General features: G+C 61.8%; 24 protein-coding genes. 11 read left to right on the forward strand and 13 right to left on the reverse strand.

The genetic code is table 11. From position 1 onward, the window contains the following. Positions 1-12 precede the first annotated feature (12 nt). The gene (locus IG168_RS05795; protein WP_193162783.1) at positions 13-3,372 is read right to left on the reverse strand and encodes a hybrid sensor histidine kinase/response regulator; all 3,360 of its coding nucleotides are present in this window, start codon (positions 3,370-3,372) and stop codon (positions 13-15) included. Between the two features lie 257 nt (positions 3,373-3,629). Here IG168_RS05795 and IG168_RS05800 point away from each other — a divergent pair, with 257 nt between their 5' ends. Next, on the forward strand, positions 3,630-5,831 hold the full coding sequence (locus tag IG168_RS05800; RefSeq protein ID WP_193162785.1) for a TonB-dependent receptor: 2,202 nt from the start codon (positions 3,630-3,632) through the stop codon (positions 5,829-5,831). Positions 5,832-5,933: 102 nt separating this feature from the next. Here the strand turns inward: IG168_RS05800 and IG168_RS05805 are convergent, their stop codons facing one another. Next, positions 5,934-6,167: a hypothetical protein gene (locus IG168_RS05805; protein WP_193162787.1), complete on the reverse strand. Its 234-nt coding sequence runs from the start codon at positions 6,165-6,167 to the stop codon at positions 5,934-5,936. A 314-nt stretch (positions 6,168-6,481) separates the two neighbouring features. Between IG168_RS05805 and IG168_RS05810 the strand changes: the two genes are divergently transcribed. Then, positions 6,482-6,625: a hypothetical protein gene (locus IG168_RS05810; RefSeq protein ID WP_193162789.1), complete on the forward strand. Its 144-nt coding sequence runs from the start codon at positions 6,482-6,484 to the stop codon at positions 6,623-6,625. Between the two features lie 2 nt (positions 6,626-6,627). On the opposite strand, the gene pyk is transcribed toward IG168_RS05810, so the two are convergent. Continuing rightward, entirely contained in the window at positions 6,628-8,064 is a 1,437-nt protein-coding gene (pyk, locus tag IG168_RS05815) for a pyruvate kinase (protein WP_193162791.1), read from the reverse strand. Between the two features lie 136 nt (positions 8,065-8,200). Here pyk and IG168_RS05820 point away from each other — a divergent pair, with 136 nt between their 5' ends. Continuing rightward, positions 8,201-8,674 (forward strand): META domain-containing protein, encoded by a 474-nt coding sequence (locus IG168_RS05820; RefSeq protein ID WP_193162793.1) that lies wholly within the window; start codon positions 8,201-8,203, stop codon positions 8,672-8,674. 64 nt (positions 8,675-8,738) lie between these two features. Then, positions 8,739-9,245: an META domain-containing protein gene (locus IG168_RS05825; protein ID WP_193162795.1), complete on the forward strand. Its 507-nt coding sequence runs from the start codon at positions 8,739-8,741 to the stop codon at positions 9,243-9,245. A 297-nt stretch (positions 9,246-9,542) separates the two neighbouring features. Here IG168_RS05825 and smrA read toward each other — a convergent pair whose 3' ends face one another. The 6 genes from smrA to IG168_RS05855 form a co-directional block, all read right to left on the reverse strand. Next, a complete protein-coding gene (smrA, locus tag IG168_RS05830) occupies positions 9,543-10,127 on the reverse strand; it encodes a DNA endonuclease SmrA (RefSeq protein WP_193162797.1) in 585 nt (194 codons plus the stop codon). A 26-nt stretch (positions 10,128-10,153) separates the two neighbouring features. Beyond that, positions 10,154-11,020, reverse strand: a complete 867-nt coding sequence (locus IG168_RS05835) for an SDR family oxidoreductase (protein ID WP_193162799.1) — start codon at positions 11,018-11,020, stop codon at positions 10,154-10,156. A gap of 30 nt (positions 11,021-11,050) precedes the next feature. Further along, positions 11,051-11,494 (reverse strand): acyl-CoA thioesterase, encoded by a 444-nt coding sequence (locus IG168_RS05840; RefSeq protein ID WP_193162801.1) that lies wholly within the window; start codon positions 11,492-11,494, stop codon positions 11,051-11,053. A gap of 161 nt (positions 11,495-11,655) precedes the next feature. Further along, the gene (secB, locus tag IG168_RS05845; RefSeq protein WP_193162803.1) at positions 11,656-12,156 is read right to left on the reverse strand and encodes a protein-export chaperone SecB; all 501 of its coding nucleotides are present in this window, start codon (positions 12,154-12,156) and stop codon (positions 11,656-11,658) included. Positions 12,157-12,303: 147 nt separating this feature from the next. Further along, entirely contained in the window at positions 12,304-12,555 is a 252-nt protein-coding gene (grxC, locus tag IG168_RS05850) for a glutaredoxin 3 (protein ID WP_193162805.1), read from the reverse strand. A 32-nt stretch (positions 12,556-12,587) separates the two neighbouring features. Continuing rightward, positions 12,588-12,998 carry a rhodanese-like domain-containing protein gene (locus IG168_RS05855; RefSeq protein WP_319024668.1) on the reverse strand — a complete coding sequence of 137 codons (411 nt, stop codon included), beginning with the start codon at positions 12,996-12,998 and terminating at the stop codon, positions 12,588-12,590. A gap of 236 nt (positions 12,999-13,234) precedes the next feature. Here IG168_RS05855 and gpmI point away from each other — a divergent pair, with 236 nt between their 5' ends. From gpmI to IG168_RS05880, 5 genes are all read left to right on the forward strand, one after another. Further along, the gene (gene gpmI / locus IG168_RS05860) at positions 13,235-14,785 is read left to right on the forward strand and encodes a 2,3-bisphosphoglycerate-independent phosphoglycerate mutase (protein WP_193162807.1); all 1,551 of its coding nucleotides are present in this window, start codon (positions 13,235-13,237) and stop codon (positions 14,783-14,785) included. Beyond that, positions 14,782-15,921, forward strand: a complete 1,140-nt coding sequence (locus tag IG168_RS05865) for a murein hydrolase activator EnvC family protein (protein ID WP_193162809.1) — start codon at positions 14,782-14,784, stop codon at positions 15,919-15,921. Before gpmI ends, IG168_RS05865 begins: the two co-directional genes overlap by 4 nt. Before the next feature lie 133 nt (positions 15,922-16,054). Beyond that, a complete protein-coding gene (locus tag IG168_RS05870) occupies positions 16,055-16,414 on the forward strand; it encodes a DUF488 domain-containing protein (RefSeq protein ID WP_193162811.1) in 360 nt (119 codons plus the stop codon). A gap of 139 nt (positions 16,415-16,553) precedes the next feature. Next, entirely contained in the window at positions 16,554-17,903 is a 1,350-nt protein-coding gene (locus IG168_RS05875) for a S41 family peptidase (protein WP_193162813.1), read from the forward strand. A 104-nt stretch (positions 17,904-18,007) separates the two neighbouring features. Further along, positions 18,008-18,265, forward strand: a complete 258-nt coding sequence (locus tag IG168_RS05880; RefSeq protein ID WP_193162815.1) for a DUF6316 family protein — start codon at positions 18,008-18,010, stop codon at positions 18,263-18,265. A gap of 27 nt (positions 18,266-18,292) precedes the next feature. Here the strand turns inward: IG168_RS05880 and hisF are convergent, their stop codons facing one another. The 4 genes from hisF to hisB form a co-directional block, all read right to left on the reverse strand. Next, on the reverse strand, positions 18,293-19,054 hold the full coding sequence (hisF, locus tag IG168_RS05885; RefSeq protein WP_193162816.1) for an imidazole glycerol phosphate synthase subunit HisF: 762 nt from the start codon (positions 19,052-19,054) through the stop codon (positions 18,293-18,295). A 1-nt stretch (position 19,055) separates the two neighbouring features. Beyond that, positions 19,056-19,787: a 1-(5-phosphoribosyl)-5-[(5-phosphoribosylamino)methylideneamino]imidazole-4-carboxamide isomerase gene (gene hisA / locus IG168_RS05890; RefSeq protein WP_193162818.1), complete on the reverse strand. Its 732-nt coding sequence runs from the start codon at positions 19,785-19,787 to the stop codon at positions 19,056-19,058. Between the two features lie 76 nt (positions 19,788-19,863). Continuing rightward, positions 19,864-20,511 carry an imidazole glycerol phosphate synthase subunit HisH gene (gene hisH / locus IG168_RS05895; RefSeq protein WP_193162820.1) on the reverse strand — a complete coding sequence of 216 codons (648 nt, stop codon included), beginning with the start codon at positions 20,509-20,511 and terminating at the stop codon, positions 19,864-19,866. Positions 20,512-20,514: 3 nt separating this feature from the next. Further along, a complete protein-coding gene (hisB, locus tag IG168_RS05900) occupies positions 20,515-21,102 on the reverse strand; it encodes an imidazoleglycerol-phosphate dehydratase HisB (protein WP_193162822.1) in 588 nt (195 codons plus the stop codon). A gap of 145 nt (positions 21,103-21,247) precedes the next feature. On the opposite strand from hisB, the gene IG168_RS05905 reads away from it, so the two are divergent. Continuing rightward, complete coding sequence (locus IG168_RS05905) at positions 21,248-21,526, forward strand: hypothetical protein (RefSeq protein ID WP_193162824.1); 279 nt, start codon at positions 21,248-21,250, stop codon at positions 21,524-21,526. A gap of 84 nt (positions 21,527-21,610) precedes the next feature. After that, on the forward strand, positions 21,611-22,482 hold an 872-nt coding region (locus IG168_RS05910; RefSeq protein ID WP_193162826.1), incomplete at its 3' end, for a TonB-dependent receptor plug domain-containing protein.

Genomic DNA, 22,482 nt, shown 5'->3' on the forward strand with positions numbered 1-22,482 from the left:
ACCCCCACCCCGCTATACGACCTTGGTCGCAGGCCGCGCCATCAGTTTCTGCTGGGCCTGCAGCAGGGCCCGCAGCGCCGCCGGGCGCAGGGGCTTCTGCAGGAACTGCCAGCCGGCGCGCTGGGCGCGGTTCTTCACCAGGTCGGTATTCTCCGCGGAGATAATCACGCAGGGCACATTGCCGTCCCAGTGGCCCATCAACTGGCGCGCGAGGGCGATGCCGTCGACGGCCTGGTCGTCCAGGTGGAAATCCATCAGCAACAGGTCCGGCTGGGCGAGGGCCAGCGCCTCGCGCCGGTTGCGCGCGCATTCGACCTCGCAGCCCCAGCCGCTGAGCAGTGCATCCATCGCCTCGAGGATCGACGGTTCGTTATCCACACAGACCACCCGCAGTTGCAGGTCGGAATACACCGGCGGCAATGATGCCGGCGCCTGTACCGGGCGCGCCGCAGAAGCCACCTGCGGCAGCTGCACGCGGAATACGCTGCCGCGGCCGGGTAGCGAGCGCAGGCTGATTGGGGAATCCAGCAGGCGACACAGGCGCTCCACCGTGGCAAGCCCGAGGCCATAGCCGTGCTCCCGCTCGATCCCCCCTTCGGGAATATCCAGCCGGCAGAACTCGCGGAATATGTTTTCTTGCTGCGACATGTCGATCCCGCAACCGGTATCCCAGACTTCGAGCGAAACACCGTCGCCGCGGTGGCGAGCAGCCAGCAGCACACCGCCGCTGCGCGTGTACTTCACCGCGTTGTCGAGCAGGTTCTGCACTACGCGGCGTAGCATTTTCTCATCGCTCATTACCCACAGATCGCTGGGGCGATAGCGCAGCTCGATACCGCGCGCACCGGCGGCGACACGCGCCTGATCCGCCACCTCGGCGAGAATGCGGTCCAGCGCAGTGGGCTGCAGCTTCGGGTGGATATCACCGGCGTCCATGCGCGCAATCTGCAGCATATCGGTAATCAGCTGCTCCGCCGCCGCCAGCGCGCGGTCGGCGCGATTCAGCAGTTTGCGGCTGTCGTCTTCCAGCTGGCGCGCGGTGAGCGCATCGAGGAACAGGCGGCTGGCATTCAGCGGCTGCACCAGATCGTGACTGGCAGCGGCGAGGAAGCGGGTCTTGCCGGCACTGGCCGCATGCAGCTCACTGTTGAGCTTCTGCAGTTCCGCGGTGCGCGCGGCAACCTTCTGCTCCAGCGAATCTTTCACCTCGGTCAACTCGCCGAGGGCGCGCTGATAGTCGGAGACATCGGTATAGGTCGTCACGAAGCCGCCACCGGGGAGGGGGTTGCCGCGGATTTCCAGCACGGTACCGTCGGTGCGGTGGCGCTGCACCCGGTAGGCAGTACCGGCCTTCAGGTGTTCCACGCGTTTCTCCACGTGCACTTCCACATCACCGGGGCCGCACTCACCGCGCTTGGCGTTGTAGCGCACCAGTTCCGCAACCGGCTGGCCGACATAGATCATCGACGCCGGGTAGGCGAACAGCTGCACATAGCGACGGTTCCACGCCACCAGATTGAGGTTGGCATCCACTACGGAAATGCCCTGGTCAATATTGTCGATACTGCTCTGCAACAGGCCGCGACCGAACTGATAGATCGCCGACGCCTGTTCCAGCGTCTGGGCGCTGGCGCCGGCACCGCTGTATTGGCGCACCAGGCGGCGAGCACTGGTAGAACCGACGATACCGGCAAGTACCTTTTCCACCACCACCCGGTAGTCCCGCGGGGAGCGTTCGCCCGTGTCTGCCCCCTGCAGGTTTTCGAAGGTGCGCGCAGCTGCATCATCGCCGACAAAGCGCGCGAGCAGTTCGCGCAGCTGGGCCTTGTTCACCGGTGCCTCATCAACACCGCGGCTGTGGGGCTGCCACATATCCAGCAGCGCAGAACCCGCCAGCAATGTCGCCGCATTCAGGCCCAGCCCGAACACGCAACAGATCGACAGGGCGCTCCATTCCAGGCGCAGAAAATTCGCAAGCAGGTCCGGCTTGCCGAGCGCAGCGGGCAGCGCCGACAGTGCCCACACGGAGGCGCCCACCGCAAGGCCGCCAATGACTGCGGCGGAGCGCAGGCGCAGCCAGCGACTGGGCCAGCTCACCGCGACAATCATCGCCGGTGCCAGCTGCGCCACCAGTGCCAGTGACAGCAGACCGAAAGTGCCGAGCCGCACCCCCGGCCCGATCCACTCGTTGACGATAAACGCAGCCAGCATAATCAGGGCGATGATGGCGCGGCGCACCCTGCGCAGGTCCGAACCCAGCGCCTGGCTGGCAGGGCGCGCCTGCAGTCGCTGCAGCCACCAGGGCACCACCATGGTGTTGGCAATCATCGTCGATAGCGCAATGGTGGCGATAATGACCATGCTGGAGCCGGCGGAGAGGCCACCAATAAACGCCAGCAGGGATAGCAGCGAGGAACCGCTCTGCAGCGGAATACCCAGCACGAAGCGCTCCGGGTTACCGTAACTTTCCGGCAGCCACAGCAATCCGCCGTAGCCGACCACCAGGATCGCCCCGGCGAGGATGCCCAGGTACAGCGGGATCAGTTTGCGTACCGGGCCGATATCCTGTTCGCCGTCACTTTCGATCATCAGCAGGTGGAACTGGCGCGGCAGGCAAAACATCGCCGCCATGCCCAGCACCACCACCGCCCAGAAACCGGTATCCGCCGGACGCGCCTCGCGCAGTTCAGCCACCCGCTCACTAGCCAGCGCCGCCCGTGCCAGATCGGCGCCGCCGTCGAAGGCCCCATTCAGCACGAACCAGGCCACGGCGACAAAGGCACCGATTTTGATCAGCGCCTCGAACGCGACCGCCAGTAACATGCCGTTGCGGTGAACCGAGCTGTCGATATGGCGCGTGCCGAACAGCAGCGCAAACAGACCCAGGGTTGCACTGACGATCGCGGTGACCGTCGAGGAACTGATTTCTCCCCGGCTCGTTAATAAGAGGAAGCTGTCCGCAACAGCGCGCAGCTGCAGGGCCAAATAGGGAAGTATGGCAACCAGCGCGAGCACGGCGACGACTGCCGCCAGCCACTGGGAACCGCCGAATTGCGCGCTGATAAAATCTGCAATCGAGGTAGAGCCCTGCCGCTTGCACAGCCGCACAAAGCGGGTCAGCAGCGGTGCACCGATGACCAGCATCAGGGTGGCACCGACGAAAGTGGGCGGCAGCAACCAGCCCTCTTCCACTGCCTGCGCCGGCGTGCCGAAAAACATCCAGGCACTGGTATAGGTACCGGCGAGTGCCAGCAACACCGGCTTGATCGGGCGGATGCGTTCTGCCGGTAGACGATCGCCCCAGAAGGCGATGGCAAACAACAGCAGCAGGTAGGCGAGGCCAACGGCGGCCAGCGAAGTCAGGCTAAACAAAAGGCTGCACCTAATTTATTCTTGTATTTCGATGGGCGCCGGCCGGCATCATGACCAGACCCAAAATCCCGGCCACGAGTCAATCAACAACCGGAATACAGAACATACCCCAGCGGCTGATTTTTGTCCTCCATCCCGGACCCGGTAAACGTCATACCTTGGTCTAGCAGGCAACTCGCTTTCTAGTAGCTACAGTGGCACTACCGGATAGATACAAATACCAAAAATAACCATAAATTTGGTGATTGGAGAGAGCCATGAAGAAGACAATAAAGTTTCACCCCATTGCCGCCGGCGTCCTGCTCGCCTGTGGTGCGAGTTTTACTTATGCCGACACCGGCATCGAAGAAGTCACCGTAACCGCGCAGAAGCGCGAGCAGTCCCTGCAGGAAGTACCGGTGGCGGTAACCGCCTTCAATCAGGATGCGCTGACCGAGAACGGTGTCACCGACCTGACCGACATCCAGAAACTCACCCCCAACACCACGCTGCAGGTTAGCCGCGGCACCAACTCCACGCTGACTGCCTTTATCCGCGGCATCGGCCAGCAGGATCCGCTGTGGGGCTTTGAACCCGGCGTGGGCATCTATGTGGACGACGTCTATGTAGCCCGTCCCCAGGGCGCGGTGATGGATGTCTACGACGTGGATCGTATCGAAGTGCTGCGCGGCCCGCAGGGCACCCTGTACGGCAAGAACACCATCGGCGGCGCGGTGAAATATGTCACCAAAAAACTAACCGGTGATACCGAACTGAAGATCAAGGGTGGTATCGGCTCGTACAACCAGCGCGACCTGGTGATCGCCGGTCAGACCGGCCTGTCCGAAACCGCCAATATCGGCTTTGCCATAGCCAGCTCCCAGCACGACGGTTACGGTGAAAACACCGTGACCGGTGCGGAAAACTACAACAAGGACGTACTCAGCGGGCGCGTGTCGCTGGAACTGAACCCTTCCGATGCCCTGTGGATCCGCCTGGCTGCAGACAGCACCCAGGACGACTCCAACGCGCGCTTCGGCTACCTGATGGTCGACACCCCCTGGGGACCGGAAACTCCCCCCAGCAGCGTCTACGACCACAGCTCCAACATGCCTTCTGACAACTCGGTGAAAAACAGCGGTATGTCCCTGACCGCCGACTGGACCATCTCCGACAGCCTGAGCCTCAAGTCCATCACTTCTTCGCGCAAGGGCGACACCGACACCAATATCGATTTCGACAGCACCAACCGTCCGGATTTCGACGTGCCGGCCTACTACAAGGATGACCAGTTCACTCAGGAATTCCAGCTCACCTGGAACGGCGACAACGCCCACCTGGTATCCGGCATCTACTATTACGACGGTCACGCCGAGGGCGGCTTCGACGCGGTACTGGATATCTACAAATACATCCTGCCCACAGTGTTCCCGAACGGCCTGACGCAGAACGTGAGCGGCGCGGTGGATACCACCAGTATCGCTGCCTACGCCAACTTCGAATATGCGCTGAATGACAGCTGGAACCTGACTCTGGGTGGCCGCTACACCCGCGACGAAAAATCCGCGAGTGTATTCAAGGCCAACTACGACGGGCTCTACTCACCGATGTTCGCCGACCACTACGACGGCACCCCGGCCGCTGCCGATCCGATGGGCATCCTGACCGATTACAGCAACGACGACACCTGGGGCCAGTTCTCACCGAAGGTGGGTGTGGATTACCAGATAAACGAAGAGGCCATGGTCTACGCCAGCTACAGCACCGGCTTCAAGAGCGGCGGCTTCGATATGCGCGGCGACGCTTCGGTAATGCCGGAAACCGTCAACGGTTACGATCCGGAAACAGCCAAGACTTTCGAACTGGGTATCAAGAGCCAGCTGTTCAACAACCGCATACGCCTGAATGCCGACGTTTTCCACACCAACTACGACGACATGCAGGTCACCGTGCAGGACTTCTCCCCGGCAACCCAGGGTTTTGCCAGCGCGGTGATCAACGCGGGTAGCTCTGAAATCCAGGGTCTCGAGCTGGAGATGCTGGCCAGCATTACCGACCGCCTGAATGCGAACTTCGTCTACGGCTATACCGACACCGACTACATCGAGGTGATGAGCGGTGGTGTGAACGTGGCCGACCAGTGGGGCGCCTTCCAGTACAGCCCGACCCAGACGGCCCTGGCACAGCTCAACTACACCATGCCGGTGGCCGGCGGCGATCTGGTGCTGAATGCGTCCACCTCCTACCGCGGCGCCATGCAGATCTACGCTGCACCGAGCCTGCTGGATACCGATGGCGTGACGCTGGTCGATGCCGGTGCCACCTTCTTCAGCGGCGACGGCCAGTGGCAAATGTCCCTGCAGGGCAAGAACCTGCGGGACGAGGAGTACCGCAACGCCGGGTACAACTCTGCCGGTCTGGTGACCGGTTACTACGGTGCACCGCGCACCATCGCCCTGACCGGTAGCTACAACTTCTGAACCCAACAGCGCAGATTGCGCGTTTTCTCCAGGGGGCCGTCCTCGCCCCCAGCTCAGTGAGCTAAGTCTTGCCGCCGTTAGTTTTAACGGCGGCTTTTTTCTTTACGGGTTATCCACCGCAGCTGCGCGCTCCTCCGCCGCTTCCTGCAACTGGTCCTCGACCTTTTTCGCCTTTTCCAGCGCATCGAGCTGGTACTGTGGAATCACGCCGCCCGGTTTCTCCGTCTCCTGCTGCGCTTGGCCTTCCTCCGCGGCGCTTTGCGTTTGCGGCGGCTCGTCGGCTCCGCAACCCGCCAGCAGTACCATTGCAGAAAAGAAAAAATATCCTGCCTTCATGGGTTCCCCTCTGTCGTCATAACTATCGAAAGGCCATTTTAGGCAAGGACGGATACGTGTGATAGCGCGCGGTTCACACGATAGACTGACGTGGCTTTGCACATTTTGGCGGGTAATACCTCACTGTGACGGCTGCTTCCTCTAGGCTGACAGAACAGGCGGGCGGAAATAGCGCCTGCCATTAACCCGGAAATCAAATATTTCAGGGCCGAAGGCGCCGCGAGAGCGGCCGGACCGAAATATTTGATTGTTAGGTAAAAAGTCACGAGGTATCTGCGGTGCAGAAATTCCGCTGTATTCTGCTAGCAGTGGCCATGGCGACAGGAGTTGCCGGTTGTTCGACAACCGCGCCCGATGGGAGCCCCAAAGCACTGACCATGAATGGTCAGCAATTCAATTGCGTCGAGCAGGAGCTGGAGACCAAGATCCTGGTGCGCTGCGTGCCGGCGGGAAGTTAGGACTAATCAATACGCACGATGCGCAGTGTATCGGTGCTGCCGCCGATATCCTGGTGATAGCCGCGCGAAACCAGTACGAAATCACCGCTCTCGAGCAGTCCGCGCTGTTTCAGGTGGGCGATGGCCCTGGTATCGCGGGTGATGCCATCGAGGCCTTCCACTTCCATCAGCACCGGGTCGACGCCGCGGTAGAGCGCAACGCGGTTGCAGCTGGCGCTGTGACGGCAGAAGGCGAAAATCGGGATATCGGAGCGTACCCGCGACATCAGTAGCGCGGTGTTACCGGTTTCGGTCTGGCAGATGATTGCCTTGATCTCGCGGCAGTGGTTGGCGATGGTCATCGCCGCCATCGCGATGCAGGCATCGCCGGCGGGGTAATTGTCCTGCATCACCCGCGGTGGGCGGCGGAAGGCGCGGTGCTTTTCCGCCCCGATGATGACTTCGGCCATGTGCATGACCGTTTCCACCGGGTAATCGCCGGCGGCGGTCTCGGCCGACAACATCACAGCATCGCTGCCGTCGAGCACGGCGTTGGCGACATCGCAGACTTCCGCGCGGGTCGGCACCGGACTGGAAATCATTGACTCCATCATCTGGGTGGCGGTGATGACCACACGGCTTAAGTGGCGCGCGCGGCGGATCAGGTGTTTCTGCACCCCCATCAGTTCGGCATCACCGATTTCCACCGCAAGGTCGCCGCGCGCCACCATGATGACGTCGCTGGCCAGGATCAAGCGGTCGAGATGTTCGTCGCTGGCGACCGCTTCGGCGCGCTCGATCTTGGCGACGATATGCGCGCTGCCGCCGGCGGTGGCCAGGAGCTTGCGCGCCTTGTCGACATCGGCGGCATCCCGCGGGAAGGAGACCGCCAGGTAGTCCAGCCCCAGCTGCGCGGCGACCTTGATATCCTGGCGATCCTTTTGCGTCAGCGCCGGCGCTGTAAGGCCACCGCCCAGTTTGTTGATGCCCTTGTTATTGGACAACCATCCACCCACTTCGACGCGAGTCCGCACCCGGCGGCCGTCGACCTCGAGCACCGTCAGCCGCAGGCGGCCATCATCCAGCAGCAGGGTATCGCCGACGGTACAGTCGTCCGCCAGCTCGGTGTAGTCCACCGAAACACCGTGGACATTGCCACCGCCCGCCGACCAGTCCGGGTCCAGCACAAATTCCGCGCCGCGCTCCAGTTGCGCGCGCCCCTCACTGAATTTACCCACCCGAATCTTGGGCCCCTGCAGGTCGCCGAGTATGGCGACGTGGCGGCCCTGGCGCGTCGCTTCGGCCCGAACCTGTTCGGCGCGGCGGCGGTGGTCGTCGGCAATGCCATGGGAGAAATTGAGTCGTACCGTGTCCACACCCGCCGCGATCAGCTGTGCGAGAATATCCGCATTGTCGGTGGCCGGGCCCAAGGTGGCGACGATTTTGGTGCGCCTGAACATGTGTGCAACTTCCCTGTGAACAGCGGCCGCAGTGCTGCTGCGGCCATACAGCAAGCATAGCTTGTCGCCGCAGGCCTCCCCTCGGCAATTCACAGCAACTAAGCTTTCACCTGTACGGACAGGGAGCGAGACGCAAATGAGCAAGGTAGTACAACTGTGGCTGGTGGGACTGGCTGTCGTCGTGGCGGGGTGTATCGACATGGGCACCAAGGAGCCACAAATCACACAGACTGCCGGTAATATCAGTGCAGTTTGTGGGCACAAATGGCAATTGAAGCGCCTGCGAGTCAATGGAGAGGCCGTCTCCGTCGACGACAACACGCGCTTTACCTTCGTCTGCAACGAAGAGGGTAACGTGATGGGCAAGAGCGGCATCAATACCTATCGCGGCTCCGTGCAGATCACTGACAATGGCCAGATGCTCTGGGATACTTCCAGTTTCGCCTCCACCAAGATGGCCGGGCCGGAACCGCTGATGCAGCAGGAGAACGGCTACCTGCGCGCCCTGGCCGGTACCCGCCAGGCCTTTACCAAGTCCGGCGGTGGCCGTTTGATCCTGCGCGACCCCGCCGGAGATATCTATATCGAATATATCAAGGTGGGGCCTTGAACCCGGCCACAGACGTGCCGGCCATTCTGGTGTTAAATGTCACAAAAATAACGAGACAAGCACCATGTTACGAATCTGCGGCAAGCTGCCTTCGCTATTGACCACCGTATTGCTCGCCAGCCTCAGTGGCTGCGGAATGTTCGGTGCGTCAGAGCCGGAGTCGGTGGAGACTGCAATTACGGAAGACTCCTCGATTTGCGCCTATCAGTGGCTGCTGGAAAGCCTGTCTGTCGATGGCCGCGAGCACCGCTCGCGCCTGCTGTGGCAGAAACTGTGGCGGGATCGCCCCTACCTCACCTGCGATAAACTGGGCTATGTACGCGGCAGCGCCGGCTCCAACCCCTATATTGGCCGCTTTGCGGTTTCTGCCGACGGCGAGATTTCCTGGCCCAAGGTACCGGCAATTTCCCGCATGAGTGACACCCGCGACAGCAGTGAACTGGAAAAAGATTACCTGAAAGCCCTGCCGCAGACCGACTCCATGAAAATGGAAGGAGACTCACTGATCATGCAGGGTGACCACGGTGCGACGCGGTTGGAATTCAAGCGCATCGAAGAAATGCCGAAATAACCGGCTCCGCCTCTGCATAGCGCACAAATAAAAATGGCGGCCAAACGGCCGCCAAACAATCACAATCAAGAAGGGTCAAACATCCGCACTGTGCGGACCAAAGAGAGAAGAACAACCCTGACTCAACCGGTTACCGCAATGCGGCCAAACCGGACAAGCGCTGTGTTGTGTGGGCAATCTACCCATTCAAAATGACAGGCAAATTACAGGTTCCGATTCACTTCCCAACTTTTTCCTCCGTAACGCCAATACGTGCAATCAGTCACGCATTAGCAAATCTGAAGCTGTCACAAATAATTAACGGCGCCGTTGGTGCCGCTCCAAATTGTCCTGCCGCTTGCGCTCGCTCTTGCGCAGCAACACATAGGTTGCGCCCAGGCCGCCGTGCTGTTTCTGTGCGCTGTGGAAGGCGAGCACCTCTTGCAGCTGTGGCAGCCAGGCGTTGACGCAGCTTTTCAGTACCGCCGGCTGTTTGCGGCCCTCGCCCTTGCCGTGGGTAATCAGCGCGCAACGTACGTCGGCTTCCATGCAATCGCGCACGAATTCCAATACCGCGCGGCGCGCCATCTCCACGGTGTGCCGGTGCAGGTCGAGGCGCGCATCTACCGTGTATTTACCGAGGCGCAGGTTGCGATAGACACCGTTCTGCACACCGTCGCGCTTGAACTCCAGCGGATCCCACGGATCCACCGGATCCACGCCTTCGCCGGTCAACGGGTTCAGCTCAGCGGCAGTTTCCGCGGTGGCCGCCTCGCGGCGGGCGCGCTGGTTGAGCCCCGTATCCGCGTCTTTCGCCAGCGCTACCTGGCGCTCGCGGACCAGCGGCTTTACGTCGCCGAGCTGCCCCAGGGCATCCTGGAAAATATCGCTGTCATTGGTCACGTCAAAACCTCCCCCCGTGAAACCAATCAGGTATCGAGAAACAGATCCACGGCCAGCTGATCCGCCTTGGCCGGATTGTGTGCGTAGTTGGTAAAGTCGGTAACGCCGCGCTCACCGAGTATTTCCTCGTCGATCAACTGGCGGCCACTCAGGGTACCGTCCTGTGTCTGCAGGATCTCATAGGCGGCATCCGCCATGATCACCGGCTTGCGACTCTGCTCAAACATCTCGCGGTTGCCCACGGCAAACTCGATCGCGGCAGTAGCCACCAGGGTGCGCGGCCACAGGGTGGCGACACTGATACCACTCTCCTTCAACTCTTCCGCCAGGCCCATGCTGAGAATGGTCATACCGAACTTGGACAGCGCGTAGGGCGCGAAGGGGCCGAGCCATTTCGGCTGCAGGTTGATTGGCGGCGACAGGCTGAGAATATGTCCGCAGCTGGATTCTTTCAGGTATGGAATCGCCAGGTGGGCGGTGAGATAGACCGCGCGGCTGTTGACGCTCTGCATCAGGTCGTAACGTTTTGGCGGTGTGGCCTCGACACTGGTCAGGTTGATGGCGCCGGCGTTGTTCACCACCACATCGATACCGCCGAACTTCTCCGCTGCCATGCGCATGGCCTCGGCGACCTGCTCCTCCACGCGGACATCCACCTGCAGCGCCAGGGCCCTGCCGCCAGCGGCTTCCACTTCCTCGGCTACCGAATAGATGGTACCCGGCAGTTTCGGATGCGGCTCGGCAGACTTGGCCGCGATAACGATATTGGCTCCGTCGGCGGCACACTTGAGGGCGATGGCACGGCCAATACCGCGGCTGGCGCCGGTGATAAAGATGGTCTTGCCCTTCAGGGCACCGGTGTTCGCGGTCAGGGTTATGGGATCTTCGCTCACGGAATATCTCCTGCGTATGAGGCCTTGGGTTCAAGCGCTGTCGGGAGCGACGACCGCCGGGCAATACACATCCTTGAATACCTGTGGCATGCGCTTGGGCTTGCCGCTGGACAGTTCAATGCACACCATCTGCCACTGGGCGCGCAGTATCAGCGCCTCGTCAGCAGCGCGGAACACCTGGAATTGCCGGGTCATATTCAGGCGCCCGTCGACTTTTGTCAGCCAGGTGCCGAACAGCAGTTCGTCGCCCTCCCTGGCCGCCAGTATATAGTCGTACTCGGCCTGGCGAATGGCCATACCGCGGTCGAGACCCTGGTAATTAGTGACATCCAGCCCCAGCTCGACACTGTGGGCCCAGCCGGCGCGCTCGCACCAGCGGACATATTCGGCATTGTTGGCGTGGTGCAGACCGTCGACATGCTCCGGCTGCACGGTGACTCTCCAGACATAGGGGTGCGGTAAATCCCACTGCATTGAACACCTCGTGTCATCCCGTTGAACCCGAGCCTATGCGATCCACCGGCAAAATAAAACGTCATGGGCACCGTTTCACCGGGACGCAGGATACGCCCGGCGGAAGGCCCAAATGAAAAAAGGCCCCGATTGGGGCCTTTTTCGCGATGCGCTGGGGTCGATCAGGCCTCGGCCTGCTCTTCCTTGGCGCCTTCGGCCTGCTGTTGTGCCTGGGCCAGAGCCGCGGCAAACAGGGCGTCGAAGTTGATCGGCGGCAGCATCAGGGCCGGGAAGGAACCCTTGGTGACCGCGTTATCCACCACTTCGCGCGCGTAAGGGAAGAGGATTTGCGGGCAGGCAGTGTTCAGCGCCTGAGCCAGCTGCTGACCTTCCAGGCCCTTCACGGTGAACAGGCCGGCCTGCTGAACTTCCACCAGGAAAGCGGTCTCTTCTTCCAGCTTCACGGTGATGGTCAGAGTCAGCGCCACTTCGTACAGATCTTCGTCGATCTTGGCGGTTTTGGTGTTCAGCTCCTGGTTAACCTGGGGCTGCCACTGCTTTTTGAAGACCTCGGCACCCATCGGGGTTTCGAAGGAGAGATCTTTCAGGTAGATGCGCTGCATCTGGAATTGTACGTTTGGAGCCTCTGCGTTGGACGCTGCGCCGTTTTGTTCTTCAGCCATGTTACTGCCTGTTCTTTATATTAATGGTTTGATTCTGCCTTCCGTGAGAAAGACTCCCTAATGAGACTTTCAAATGGGGCCTTCGAATACCGTTTCAAGGCCGAAAAACGAATTTGTCGCCGAATTGTCGCTGGCGGACAAACCGGGTCAGCGCAGCAGCTTGTCCAGCTGTCTGCTGCGCTCCAGGCCCATCAGCTCATCGCAGCCGCCCACATGGCGGTTTCCGATCCAGATCTGCGGTACCGTGCGGCTGCCAGCCTTGGCAGTCATCTCCGCGCGCAGGCGGGGATTGTTGTCGACGGAGATCTCCCGATACCTGGCACCCTTGCTGTCCAGCAGCTGCTTGGCGCGGATACAGAAGGGGCAGAAGCGAGTGGTGTATATGACGATATCTTGCATGCTAAACCTCAGCGCTCGGCCGCCGTTGGCGATCAGCCCTTGACCAGCGGCAGGTTCTGGTTGGCCCACTCGGCCATGCCGCCCTGCAGGCGCCGCACCTGGTAGCCCTGCTTCTTGAGCAGGCGGCCGACGGCGCCGGCGTGCTGGCCCATCTTGTCCGCGACAATCACTGTCTTGCCCTTCAGCGGCGCCAGTTCGCCGATACGGTCCGCCACCTCGCCGTGGGGGATGTGCACGGAATCGACGATATGGCCGGCGCTGTATTCACTGCGGTCGCGCACGTCGAGAATACGCGCATCCTCGGTATTGATCAGCCGCGTAACCTCGTGGATCGAGGCCGGCGTACCCGCGCGGACGCGCTCGCTGAATGCCAGTGCATAGAGTAGTACGACCAGCAGGCTGACCAGCATCCACTGTTCGCTGATAAAAACGAAAAAGTCCACTTCGCTTCCTTATCGGTCCGCCGCAGTCCCGCGCCGCCCCGCTCAATTGTTGTTGTCACTCCGGCGCCCGGTGACGCCCGATGTGGCGGGAGTATACACGATTGTGGCGAATTCTTAACCAGCAAATTGTGTCGCAAGCCCGCGGAACTGAGGCCTTTGACATGGTTAAACGGTGCGCAAACAGGTTAAAATCCGCGTCCTCCGACTGAATCCACCGGCAAAGGAACACTCTCGCTATGGCCGCTGAGCAATCTACCCAAAAACGTCCCCTGATCCTGCTGATCCTGGACGGCTTCGGCCACAGCGACAACCCCGAGCACAATGCGATTTACGCAGCCAAATCGCCGGTGTGGGACCAGATCTGGGCGACCCGCCCCAAGACCCTGATCCAGACCTCGGGCATGGCCGTGGGCCTGCCGGAGGGGCAGATGGGCAACTCCGAGGTGGGCCATATGACCCTCGGTGCGGGCCGCGTGGTGTACCAGAACTTCACCCGCATCAACAAGGCGATCGAGGATGGCGACTTCTTCCGCAATCCGGCCTATACCGCGGCGGTGGACAAGGCCATCGCCAACAACAGCGCCGTGCACATCATGGGGCTGGCGTCCGAGGGCGGTGTACACAGCCACGAAGACCATATCGTCGCGATGATCACCCTGGCGGCCCAGCGCGGCGCCACAAAGATCTACGTGCACGCCTTCCTCGACGGCCGCGACACACCGCCGCGCAGTGCCGAGCCGACTCTGGCGCGCCTGATGCAGGTGTGCGATTCCGTCGGCAGCGCGCGCATCGCCAGCCTTTCCGGCCGTTACTTCGCCATGGACCGCGACCAGCGCTGGAATCGCATCCAGTCCGTGTACGACCTGCTGACCCTCGGCGAAGCCGAGCACAGCGCGCCGGATGCCCTCGCCGGGCTGGCCGCCGCCTACGAGCGCGGTGAAAACGATGAGTTTGTTGCCCCGACCCGCATCGGCGACGCGGCGCCGATCGCCGATGGCGATGCCGTGGTCTTCATGAACTTCCGCCCGGACCGCGCGCGCCAGCTGACCCGCGCCTTTACCGAAGCCGATTTCGACGGTTTCCAGCGCCGCGCTACACCCAAACTGGCGGACTTCGTGATGACCACCGAGTACGCCGCGGATATCAACGCCAGCTGCGCCTTCCCGCCGGAGAACCTGGTGAACTCCTTCGGCGAGTACCTGGCCGACCAGGGCAAGACCCAGCTGCGCATCGCCGAGACCGAAAAGTACGCCCACGTGACTTTCTTTTTCAGCGGCGGTCGCGAGGAGCCATACTCCGGTGAGACCCGCGAGTTGATCAAGTCGCCGAACGTGGCCACCTACGACCTGCAGCCAGAGATGAGCGCGCCGGAAGTCACCGACAAGCTGGTCGCGGCAATCGAGAGTGGCCACTACGATGCCATCATCTGCAACTATGCTAACGGCGACATGGTCGGCCACACCGGCGTTTTCGAGGCCGCAGTAAAGGCCGTGGAAGCACTGGACAGCTGCGTCGGCCGCGTGGTCGATGCGGCGCTGGCCGCCGGCGGCGAAGTGCTGATCACCGCCGACCACGGCAACGTGGAAGAGATGTACGATGCCGGTTCCGGCCAGGTCAGCACCCAGCACTCCACGCTGCCGGTGCCGTTCGTCTATGTCGGCGCGCGCAAACTGAGCCTGCGCGATGGCGGCAGTCTGGCGGACGTGGCGCCGACCATGCTAGCGTTAATGAACCTGCCGCAACCGGCGGAAATGACTGGCCACAGCCTGGTGCAATTCGACCAATGATGACGAGACTTTTAGCCGCAATACTGACCGCACTCCTGTGCCTGCCCGCGCTGGCGGACGACAGCAAGGACGCGGACCAGCAGGCGCGCCTGAAGGAAATCAAGCAGCGCATCGAATCCCTACAGAAGGAACTGAACCAGGTGAAGAGCCAGCGCGACCAGCTGCTCAAGGACCTGGAGGACAACGAAAAGGATATCTCCGAACTGCACAAGCGCGTCGACAAGATCAAGAGCGACATGCGCAGCCGCACGGATAAGCTGCAGGAACTGAAAAAAGAACAGAAACAGCTGGAAGAGTCGCGGCGAAGTATGCAGCGGCGGGTCGAGCAGGAAGTCGCCGCCGCTTACCGACTGGGGAAACAGGAGCAGATCAAACTGCTCCTCAACCAGCAAGATCCGCAACACATCGCCCGCCAGCTCCGCTACCACGAATACTTCCTCCAAGAACGCAGCCGCGTCATCGACGACTATCTCGACACCCTCACCTCCCTGCACACCGTCAGCACCACCATCGAGCGCGAGCGCGACACACTGGACGGCGAGCGGCAGCAGCTGGAGGGCCGGGAACAGCAGCTGGTCGGCGCCCAGCGCAACCGCCAGCGCACCCTGGACAAGCTCGCCGCGCGGCTGGCCGACAAGAGTGGCGAACTGCAGCAGCTGAAGAGCGACCGTTCGCGCCTGCAGAAACTGGTGGATGAAGTGGGCCGCGCCATCGCCTCGCTGGTCAGTCCCCACGACCAGCAGCCTTTCGCCAAACAGCGCGGGCGCCTGCACTGGCCCACCCACGGCCAACGCACCAATGCCTACGGCCAGCGCCGCAGCAATGGACTTACCTGGATGGGCATTACCATCCGCGCCAATGAGGGTACCCCGGTGCAGGCCATTCACCGCGGGCGCGTGGTCTTCGCCGACTACCTGCGCGGGCAGGGCATGCTGATCATCCTCGATCACGGCGACGGCTATATGAGCCTCTACGCCCACAACCAGTCACTGACCCGCAGCCTCGGCGAATGGGTGGAGAGCGGCGACGTGATCGCCCGGGTGGGTAACAGCGGCGGCCTCGAACGGAGCGGTCTCTACTTCGAAATCCGCCACCGCGGCAAACCCCAGGACCCCACCATCTGGTGTCGCCGCTGAACCCACTGACATAGTGCGCCTCTCCTCGCGGGAGAAGGGCAGCGAGAAATGGACGCCGGAGCAGTCACTACTTTCGCTCACGCCATTGCAAGCCGGCTAGGCTGACAAAAGGCCCTTAGGCAACGCGGTCACCGTGAGCAAGCCCAAATCCATACACTGCAAACGCGCCTATGAACCGCCGCAGCGGAGCGACGGCTACCGCGTGCTGGTGGATCGCCTGTGGCCGCGCGGTGCCAGCCGCGAATCCCTACAACTGGACGACTGGCGCAAGGAGCTGGCACCGTCCGACGAGCTGCGCCAGTGGTTCAATCACGATCCCCGGCTTTGGGCCGCCTTTTACCAGCGCTACCACAAAGAATTGCGCGACAAACCGGATGAGATCCAATCGCTTCTGAAAGCCTGTAATGGGCACTCGTTGACACTGGTCTACGCCGCACGCGATCCGGACCACAACAATGCTGTAGCGCTGAAAATGTTCCTGGAACAGCACTGAAGTCTCGGGATCGCGAAACAACGGTCACAGCAACCCGCTTTCACGCTGCGGAATTCCCCGCCAACTTGAAAACCCTGCCAGCCCCCCGGGTCTACACTTTCGCAAAGAAAGGAAGAAATAAGGCAGAGGTCTCATCGACATGTTCACTCCCAAAGCGCTGACCACCTTCTTCGGCGCCGCCGCCCTCACTGTCTTGCCGCTGATGGGACTCAGTGAAGGCGATCCCGCAGAGCAAATTGCTCCGCAAGCGGGCACCCGGCTGCCGCTGGAGGACCTGCGCAGCTTCGCCAAGGTGTTCGAACAGATCCGTCAGGGTTATATCGAGGAAGTGGACGACAGCACACTGCTCGAATACGCGATCAAGGGCATGTTGCAGGGCCTGGATCCCCACTCGTCCTACCTGGACCGCGCCTCCTTCGACGACCTGCAAGCCAATACCACCGGCGAATTTGCCGGGCTGGGTATCGAGGTGGGTATCGAAAACGACCATATCACCATCGTCACCCCGATGGACGACACGCCCGCCTCGCGGGCCGGGCTCAGGTCAGGCGATGTGATCCTGCGCCTCGCCGGCAAGTCCCTGCGCGGGGTCGGCCTCGACGAGGCGGTTGAGCTGATGCGCGGGCCCAAGGGCAGCAGCGTCACGCTGACCATCGGCCGCAAGGGCCACAAGGAACCCTTCGACGTCACCCTGAAACGCGATACCGTGCGCGTGCGCAGCGTGCGCAGCAAAGTTCTCGACGAGGGCTACGGTTACCTGCGAATCAGCCAGTTCCAGATCGATACCGGCAAAGACGTCGCGCGGGAGATTACCAAGCTGCAGAAGAAGGGCGAACTGAAAGGGCTGATCCTCGACCTGCGCAACAACCCCGGTGGCGTGCTGCAGTCGTCGGTGGAAGTGGCCGACGCCTTCCTCGACAGCGGCCTGGTGGTCTACACCGAAGGCCGCAATGAATCTGCCAACCTGAAATACTCTGCCGAACCCGGCGATATGATCAAGGGCGCCCCAATCGTAGTGCTGATCAACGACGGCTCCGCATCCGCTGCGGAAATCGTTGCCGGCGCTCTGCAGGACCACCGCCGTGCGGTGCTGATGGGCACCGATAGTTTCGGCAAGGGCTCGGTACAGACAGTGATTCCGATCAACGCCGAGCGCGCAATCAAGTTAACCACTGCGCTCTACTACACCCCCAACGGCCGCTCCATTCAGGCCCAGGGGATCACACCGGATATCGTGGTCGAACGGGTCAAGATCACGCGCCTGGAGCAGGCCGCGCGCACCACGGAAGCGGATCTCGCCGGACACCTGGGCAACGGTAACGGCGGTGAAGAGCGCAATGCGGCAGATCGCGTGCGCGAGAAAGAGGGGCGCGAGGACTGGCTGGATCGCGACAACCAGATTTTCGAAGCGCTCAACGTACTCAAGGGCCTCAATCTCTACGCCCAGCGGCAGCACGAACTGCGCGAGCACGTAGCCAGTACCCGATAACATACGGCCGGGATGAACATTCCCGGCAACCGCGGAAATTACAGTAGTCGTCAGCAGTAAAGGCCGAGCGAGGTTTGTCCATGCCGGCTTTGCGGAAGGTGGTTATGCAGCAGTACCGCGCAGGCGAGGAGGATGCCCCCATTCCTTCGCGTTCTGACCGCTTCTACAAACTGGGGGATGATTGGTACTTCCAGGTGCGCGGCGGTGACTGCTTCGGCCCCTACCCCTGCCGTGACGAGGCACAGCGCGCCGTGCGTCAGTTCTTCGGGTCCGCCGCATCCTCCGGCCAACAGGGCGGCGCCGTTATCCATCCTTTCGGTAACCAGCGCGCCCGGCAGTGGCGAAAAAAGCACGGAAACTGATTCGCCGCTTCTCACCCGCGTTGCCTGCTAGAGGCGCATCTCGATACCCTGGCTCTGCATAAATGCCTTGGCCTCGGCGATCGTGTATTCGCCGAAGTGGAAAATACTCGCCGCCAGTACCGCATCCGCGCCGCCCTGCAGCACGCCTTCCGCCAGATGTTGTAAATTGCCGACGCCACCGGAGGCGATCACCGGAACCGGCACCGCATCGCTGACCGCACGCGTCAGCGCCAGGTCGAAACCGTTCTTGGTGCCGTCCCTGTCCATGCTGGTCAGCAGGATTTCACCGGCGCCAAGAGCGGCCATTTTTTTTGCCCACTCCACCGCGTCAATGCCGGTGGGCTTACGCCCGCCGTGAGTAAAGATCTCCCAATTGCCATCGCTGACCTGCTTGGCATCGATGGCGACTACGATGCACTGGCTGCCAAAGCGCTCGGCGGCCTCGCGCACGAACTCGGGATTTTTTACCGCTGCGGAATTGATCGCGGTCTTGTCGGCGCCGGCGTTCAGCAGGTTGCGGATGTCCTGCAGGCTGCGCACCCCGCCACCGACCGTCAGCGGAATAAATACCTGCGAAGCCATCTGCTCCACGGTATGCAGCGTGGTATCGCGGCCTTCGTGGGTGGCAGTGATATCGAGAAAAGTCACTTCATCCGCACCGGCTTCGTTGTAGCGCCGGGCGATCTCCACCGGGTCACCGGCATCGCGGATATCGACAAAGTTAACGCCCTTCACCACGCGGCCGGCATCGACGTCGAGACAGGGAATAATGCGCTTTGCGAGGCCCATACTATTTATTCCAGTCGTCGCAGAGTTGCTGCGCCGCGCGCAGGTCCAACTTGTCTTCGTAGATGGCGCGGCCGGTGATGGCACCGGCGATCTCCCGCGCCTCGAGCAGCTGCTCGATATCCTCGATACTGCTGACGCCGCCGGAGGCAATGATCGGCACGTCCACCGCGCGGGCCATTTCCAGCGTGGCCGGGATATTCACGCCCTGCATCATGCCATCGCGGGCAATATCGGTGTAGACGATGGCGCTGACACCGCAGTCGGCAAAGCGCTTGGCCAGCTCGGTCGCCTGGACATCGGAGACTTCGGCCCAACCCTCAGTGGCCACCAGGCCATCTTTGGCATCCAGGCCGACGATGATATGGCCCTCAAACTCGCGGCAGGCTTCCCTGACCAGGGATGGATCTTTCACTGCGGCGGTGCCGATGATCGCCCAGGTAACGCCCGCGTCCAGGTAGCGCTCCACTGTGTGCAGGTCGCGGATACCACCGCCGATCTGCACCGGCAGATCCGGAAACTGTTTCGCGATCGTATTGATCGCCTCGCCATTGACCGGGTTGCCGGCAAAGGCGCCGTTCAGGTCGACCAGGTGCAGGCGGCGCGCGCCTTGGTCAACCCAGTGCTGCGCGGTTGCCAGCGGGTCGTCGGAAAAAACCGTGGCGTCTTCCATCTCGCCCTGGCGCAGGCGCACGCATTGTCCGTCTTTCAAGTCGATTGCGGGAATTACGATCATGGTCTGTCTTTACGTCTGCGGTGAATTGAGTTGTTACAGCAGCGGCCCTCGGCCGCCTCAGGAATAAGAGTGCGGATCAGGCTCGGCCATTCCAGCCGACAAAGTTTTTCAGCAACTGCAGGCCGGCATCGGCACTTTTTTCCGGGTGAAACTGGGTCGCAAACACATTGTCTCGCGCCACAGCGGCGGCCAGTGACACGCCGTATTCGGTGCGTCCGGCAACAGCTTTATTTCCATCGGCCGGCACATAGTAGCTGTGCACAAAATAAAAACGGCAGCCATCGTCGATACCACTCCACAGCGGATGTGCGCATGTCTGCGCAACCTGGTTCCAGCCCATGTGGGGTACTTTCAAGCGCTGGCCGTTTTCATCGCGCAGATCGTTGCCGAAAAATTTTACCGGCTCGGGGAACAGCCCCAGGCAGTCGATGCCGTTGTTCTCTTCACTGCGCTGCATCATCAGCTGCATGCCTACACAGACGCCCAGCACCGGCAGGCCGGAGTCGATGGCGTCGCGCAGCAGTGGCTCGAAGCCGGCCTCGATAAAGCCCGCCATACAGTCTCGGATGGCACCCACGCCGGGCACTAACAGGCGATCGGCGCTTTCTGCCTGCTCTGGTCGGGTCGCCAACACGACTTCGTCCTGCGGCGCGACGCGCTGCAACGCACTGGCCACCGAGTGCAGGTTACCCATGCCGTAATCGAGTACCGCGATGCGCTGCATAACCTACAGCACCCCTTTGGTAGATGGCATGGTGCCGGCCATACGCGGATCCGGCGTCAGTGCCATGCGCAGTGCGCGGCCGAACGCCTTGAATACCGTCTCCACCTGGTGGTGGGCGTTGTGGCCGCGCAGGCAGTCGATATGCAGCGTCACCAGCGCGTGGTTCACGAAGCCCTGGAAGAATTCGTAGAACAGCTCGGTATCGAAATTGCCGATGCGCTTCTGGGTAAAAGGCACGTTCATCACCAGGCCCGGGCGGCCGGAAAAATCGATCACCACCCGCGACAGCGCCTCGTCCAGCGGCACATAGCTGTGGCCGTAGCGGGTCATGCCTTTTTTATCACCCACGGCTTCGCTAATCGCCTTGCCCAGGGTGATACCGATGTCCTCGACCGTGTGGTGGTCGTCGATCTCGATATCGCCCTTGCAGGTGATGTCCAGGTCGATCATGCCGTGGCGGGCAATCTGGTCGAGCATATGCTCGAGGAAGGGCACACCGGTTTCGAACTGGCCGCGGCCGTCGCCGTCGAGGTTGAGGCTGACCTTGATCTGGGTTTCCAGGGTGTCGCGGTTGACGCTGGCCTTGCGCATCGGCGATGTCATCCTTTTCGTTGGGAAAAACTTTTGGGGCGAATAAGACAGAAGGCGCGAATTATAGGGTGAAACGGGGCTCCTGTGACCGGATAGTGTCAGATGAAACTTGATTCAATCTAGGGAGCCCATATCATAGCGCCCTATGAATATGTACACCCGCCAACGGTCCCGTTTCTGGGCCAGTCTGTTGCTGCTGCTAGCGCTGCTCGCGGCACAGCCGATATTGGCGGAACATATCCACCTGAACAAGAAGCCGGGTGAGTTCTGCGAACTCTGCTTCAACCACATGCCCGCCGCCGCCGGCAGTGAGTTCCAGCTGTCGCAGCCGGCCCCGGTCGTCACCTACTGCGATGAGCACGCACCGGTCCCCGGCGACTGCCAACCCGAGCGCCAGAGCGCCCGCGCCCCGCCACTCCTGTAATACACGCGAAAAGAACCAAATTCTAAATTCCCGGCGACGGCGTTAATTCCGTTCGTCGTCGCACTGTATTGCAGGTAAAAAGTAATGAATAACACCCGCAAACTGGCCTTGGCTATTGCCAGCGCCGTTTCTGTCTCCGCCGTGCCCGCCGTTTACGCCGCAACCGCCGGCGATCAGTTGGAAGAGGTCAATGTCACCGTTTCGCCGCTGGACAAGCCCGCCGATGCCGTTGGCGCACCGGTATCGGTGCTGGCCGGCGACAAGCTGCGCAATGCCGCCTCGTCCACACTCGGCCAGACCCTGAAGAGCCAGCTGGGCGTGGCCAACGCCTCGTTCGGCGGCGGTGTCGGCCTGCCGGTGATCCGCGGCCAGAGCGCCAACCGGGTCAAGGTACTGAACGACAACCTGGATAGCGCCGATGCCTCCAACACCAGCTCTGACCACGCCGCCAGTATCGAACCGTTGCTGGCCAAGCGCATCGACATACTGCGTGGCCCGGCCACACTGCGTTACGGCAGCGGCGCCATCGGCGGCGTGGTCAACGTCACTGACGGCCGCATTCCCAGCGAGCAGCCGGAGCAGCTCGAGGGCGCCGTCGAACTGCGCCACGACACCGGCAACAACCAGAGCGCCGAGGTATTCCGCCTGTCCAACGGGCTCGGCGATCACCTGGCCTGGTATGTAGACGGCGTCTACCGCGAGAACGACGACACCAAGATTCCGGGCAAGGCCCTCGACGGCGAGGCACTGAAAGAGAGCGACAGCGACTTCAATACCGACGGCTACATCGCCAACACCAACAGTCGCGCCAGGAGCGGTAGCGGCGGCGTTTCCTGGATCACCGACAGCGGCTACCTGGGTCTGTCGGTCAACCGCCTGGAGAACAACTACGGCATTCCACCGGGTGCCGAGCACGGCCACGAGGAAGAGGCGCCGGCGGGCGGCGCCGCCCCGGG

The sequence above is a fragment of the Microbulbifer hainanensis genome (assembly GCF_014904735.1).
In the GTDB taxonomy this organism is placed as follows: Bacteria; Pseudomonadota; Gammaproteobacteria; order Pseudomonadales; family Cellvibrionaceae; genus Microbulbifer; species Microbulbifer hainanensis.

What these genes read in the sequence shown, in the direction of transcription:
- IG168_RS05800 (WP_193162785.1), top strand. Translation starts at nt 3,630, where the DNA reads ATGAAGAAGACAATAAAGTTTCACCCCATTGCCGCCGGCGTCCTGCTC.
- IG168_RS05805 (WP_193162787.1), bottom strand. Translation starts at nt 6,167, where the DNA reads ATGAAGGCAGGATATTTTTTCTTTTCTGCAATGGTACTGCTGGCGGGT.
- IG168_RS05810 (WP_193162789.1), top strand. Translation starts at nt 6,482, where the DNA reads ATGGCGACAGGAGTTGCCGGTTGTTCGACAACCGCGCCCGATGGGAGC.
- pyk (WP_193162791.1), bottom strand. Translation starts at nt 8,064, where the DNA reads ATGTTCAGGCGCACCAAAATCGTCGCCACCTTGGGCCCGGCCACCGAC.
- IG168_RS05820 (WP_193162793.1), top strand. Translation starts at nt 8,201, where the DNA reads ATGAGCAAGGTAGTACAACTGTGGCTGGTGGGACTGGCTGTCGTCGTG.
- IG168_RS05825 (WP_193162795.1), top strand. Translation starts at nt 8,739, where the DNA reads ATGTTACGAATCTGCGGCAAGCTGCCTTCGCTATTGACCACCGTATTG.
- IG168_RS05840 (WP_193162801.1), bottom strand. Translation starts at nt 11,494, where the DNA reads ATGCAGTGGGATTTACCGCACCCCTATGTCTGGAGAGTCACCGTGCAG.
- secB (WP_193162803.1), bottom strand. Translation starts at nt 12,156, where the DNA reads ATGGCTGAAGAACAAAACGGCGCAGCGTCCAACGCAGAGGCTCCAAAC.
- grxC (WP_193162805.1), bottom strand. Translation starts at nt 12,555, where the DNA reads ATGCAAGATATCGTCATATACACCACTCGCTTCTGCCCCTTCTGTATC.
- gpmI (WP_193162807.1), top strand. Translation starts at nt 13,235, where the DNA reads ATGGCCGCTGAGCAATCTACCCAAAAACGTCCCCTGATCCTGCTGATC.
- IG168_RS05865 (WP_193162809.1), top strand. Translation starts at nt 14,782, where the DNA reads ATGATGACGAGACTTTTAGCCGCAATACTGACCGCACTCCTGTGCCTG.
- IG168_RS05875 (WP_193162813.1), top strand. Translation starts at nt 16,554, where the DNA reads ATGTTCACTCCCAAAGCGCTGACCACCTTCTTCGGCGCCGCCGCCCTC.
- IG168_RS05880 (WP_193162815.1), top strand. Translation starts at nt 18,008, where the DNA reads ATGCAGCAGTACCGCGCAGGCGAGGAGGATGCCCCCATTCCTTCGCGT.
- hisF (WP_193162816.1), bottom strand. Translation starts at nt 19,054, where the DNA reads ATGGGCCTCGCAAAGCGCATTATTCCCTGTCTCGACGTCGATGCCGGC.
- hisA (WP_193162818.1), bottom strand. Translation starts at nt 19,787, where the DNA reads ATGATCGTAATTCCCGCAATCGACTTGAAAGACGGACAATGCGTGCGC.
- hisH (WP_193162820.1), bottom strand. Translation starts at nt 20,511, where the DNA reads ATGCAGCGCATCGCGGTACTCGATTACGGCATGGGTAACCTGCACTCG.
- hisB (WP_193162822.1), bottom strand. Translation starts at nt 21,102, where the DNA reads ATGCGCAAGGCCAGCGTCAACCGCGACACCCTGGAAACCCAGATCAAG.
- IG168_RS05905 (WP_193162824.1), top strand. Translation starts at nt 21,248, where the DNA reads ATGAATATGTACACCCGCCAACGGTCCCGTTTCTGGGCCAGTCTGTTG.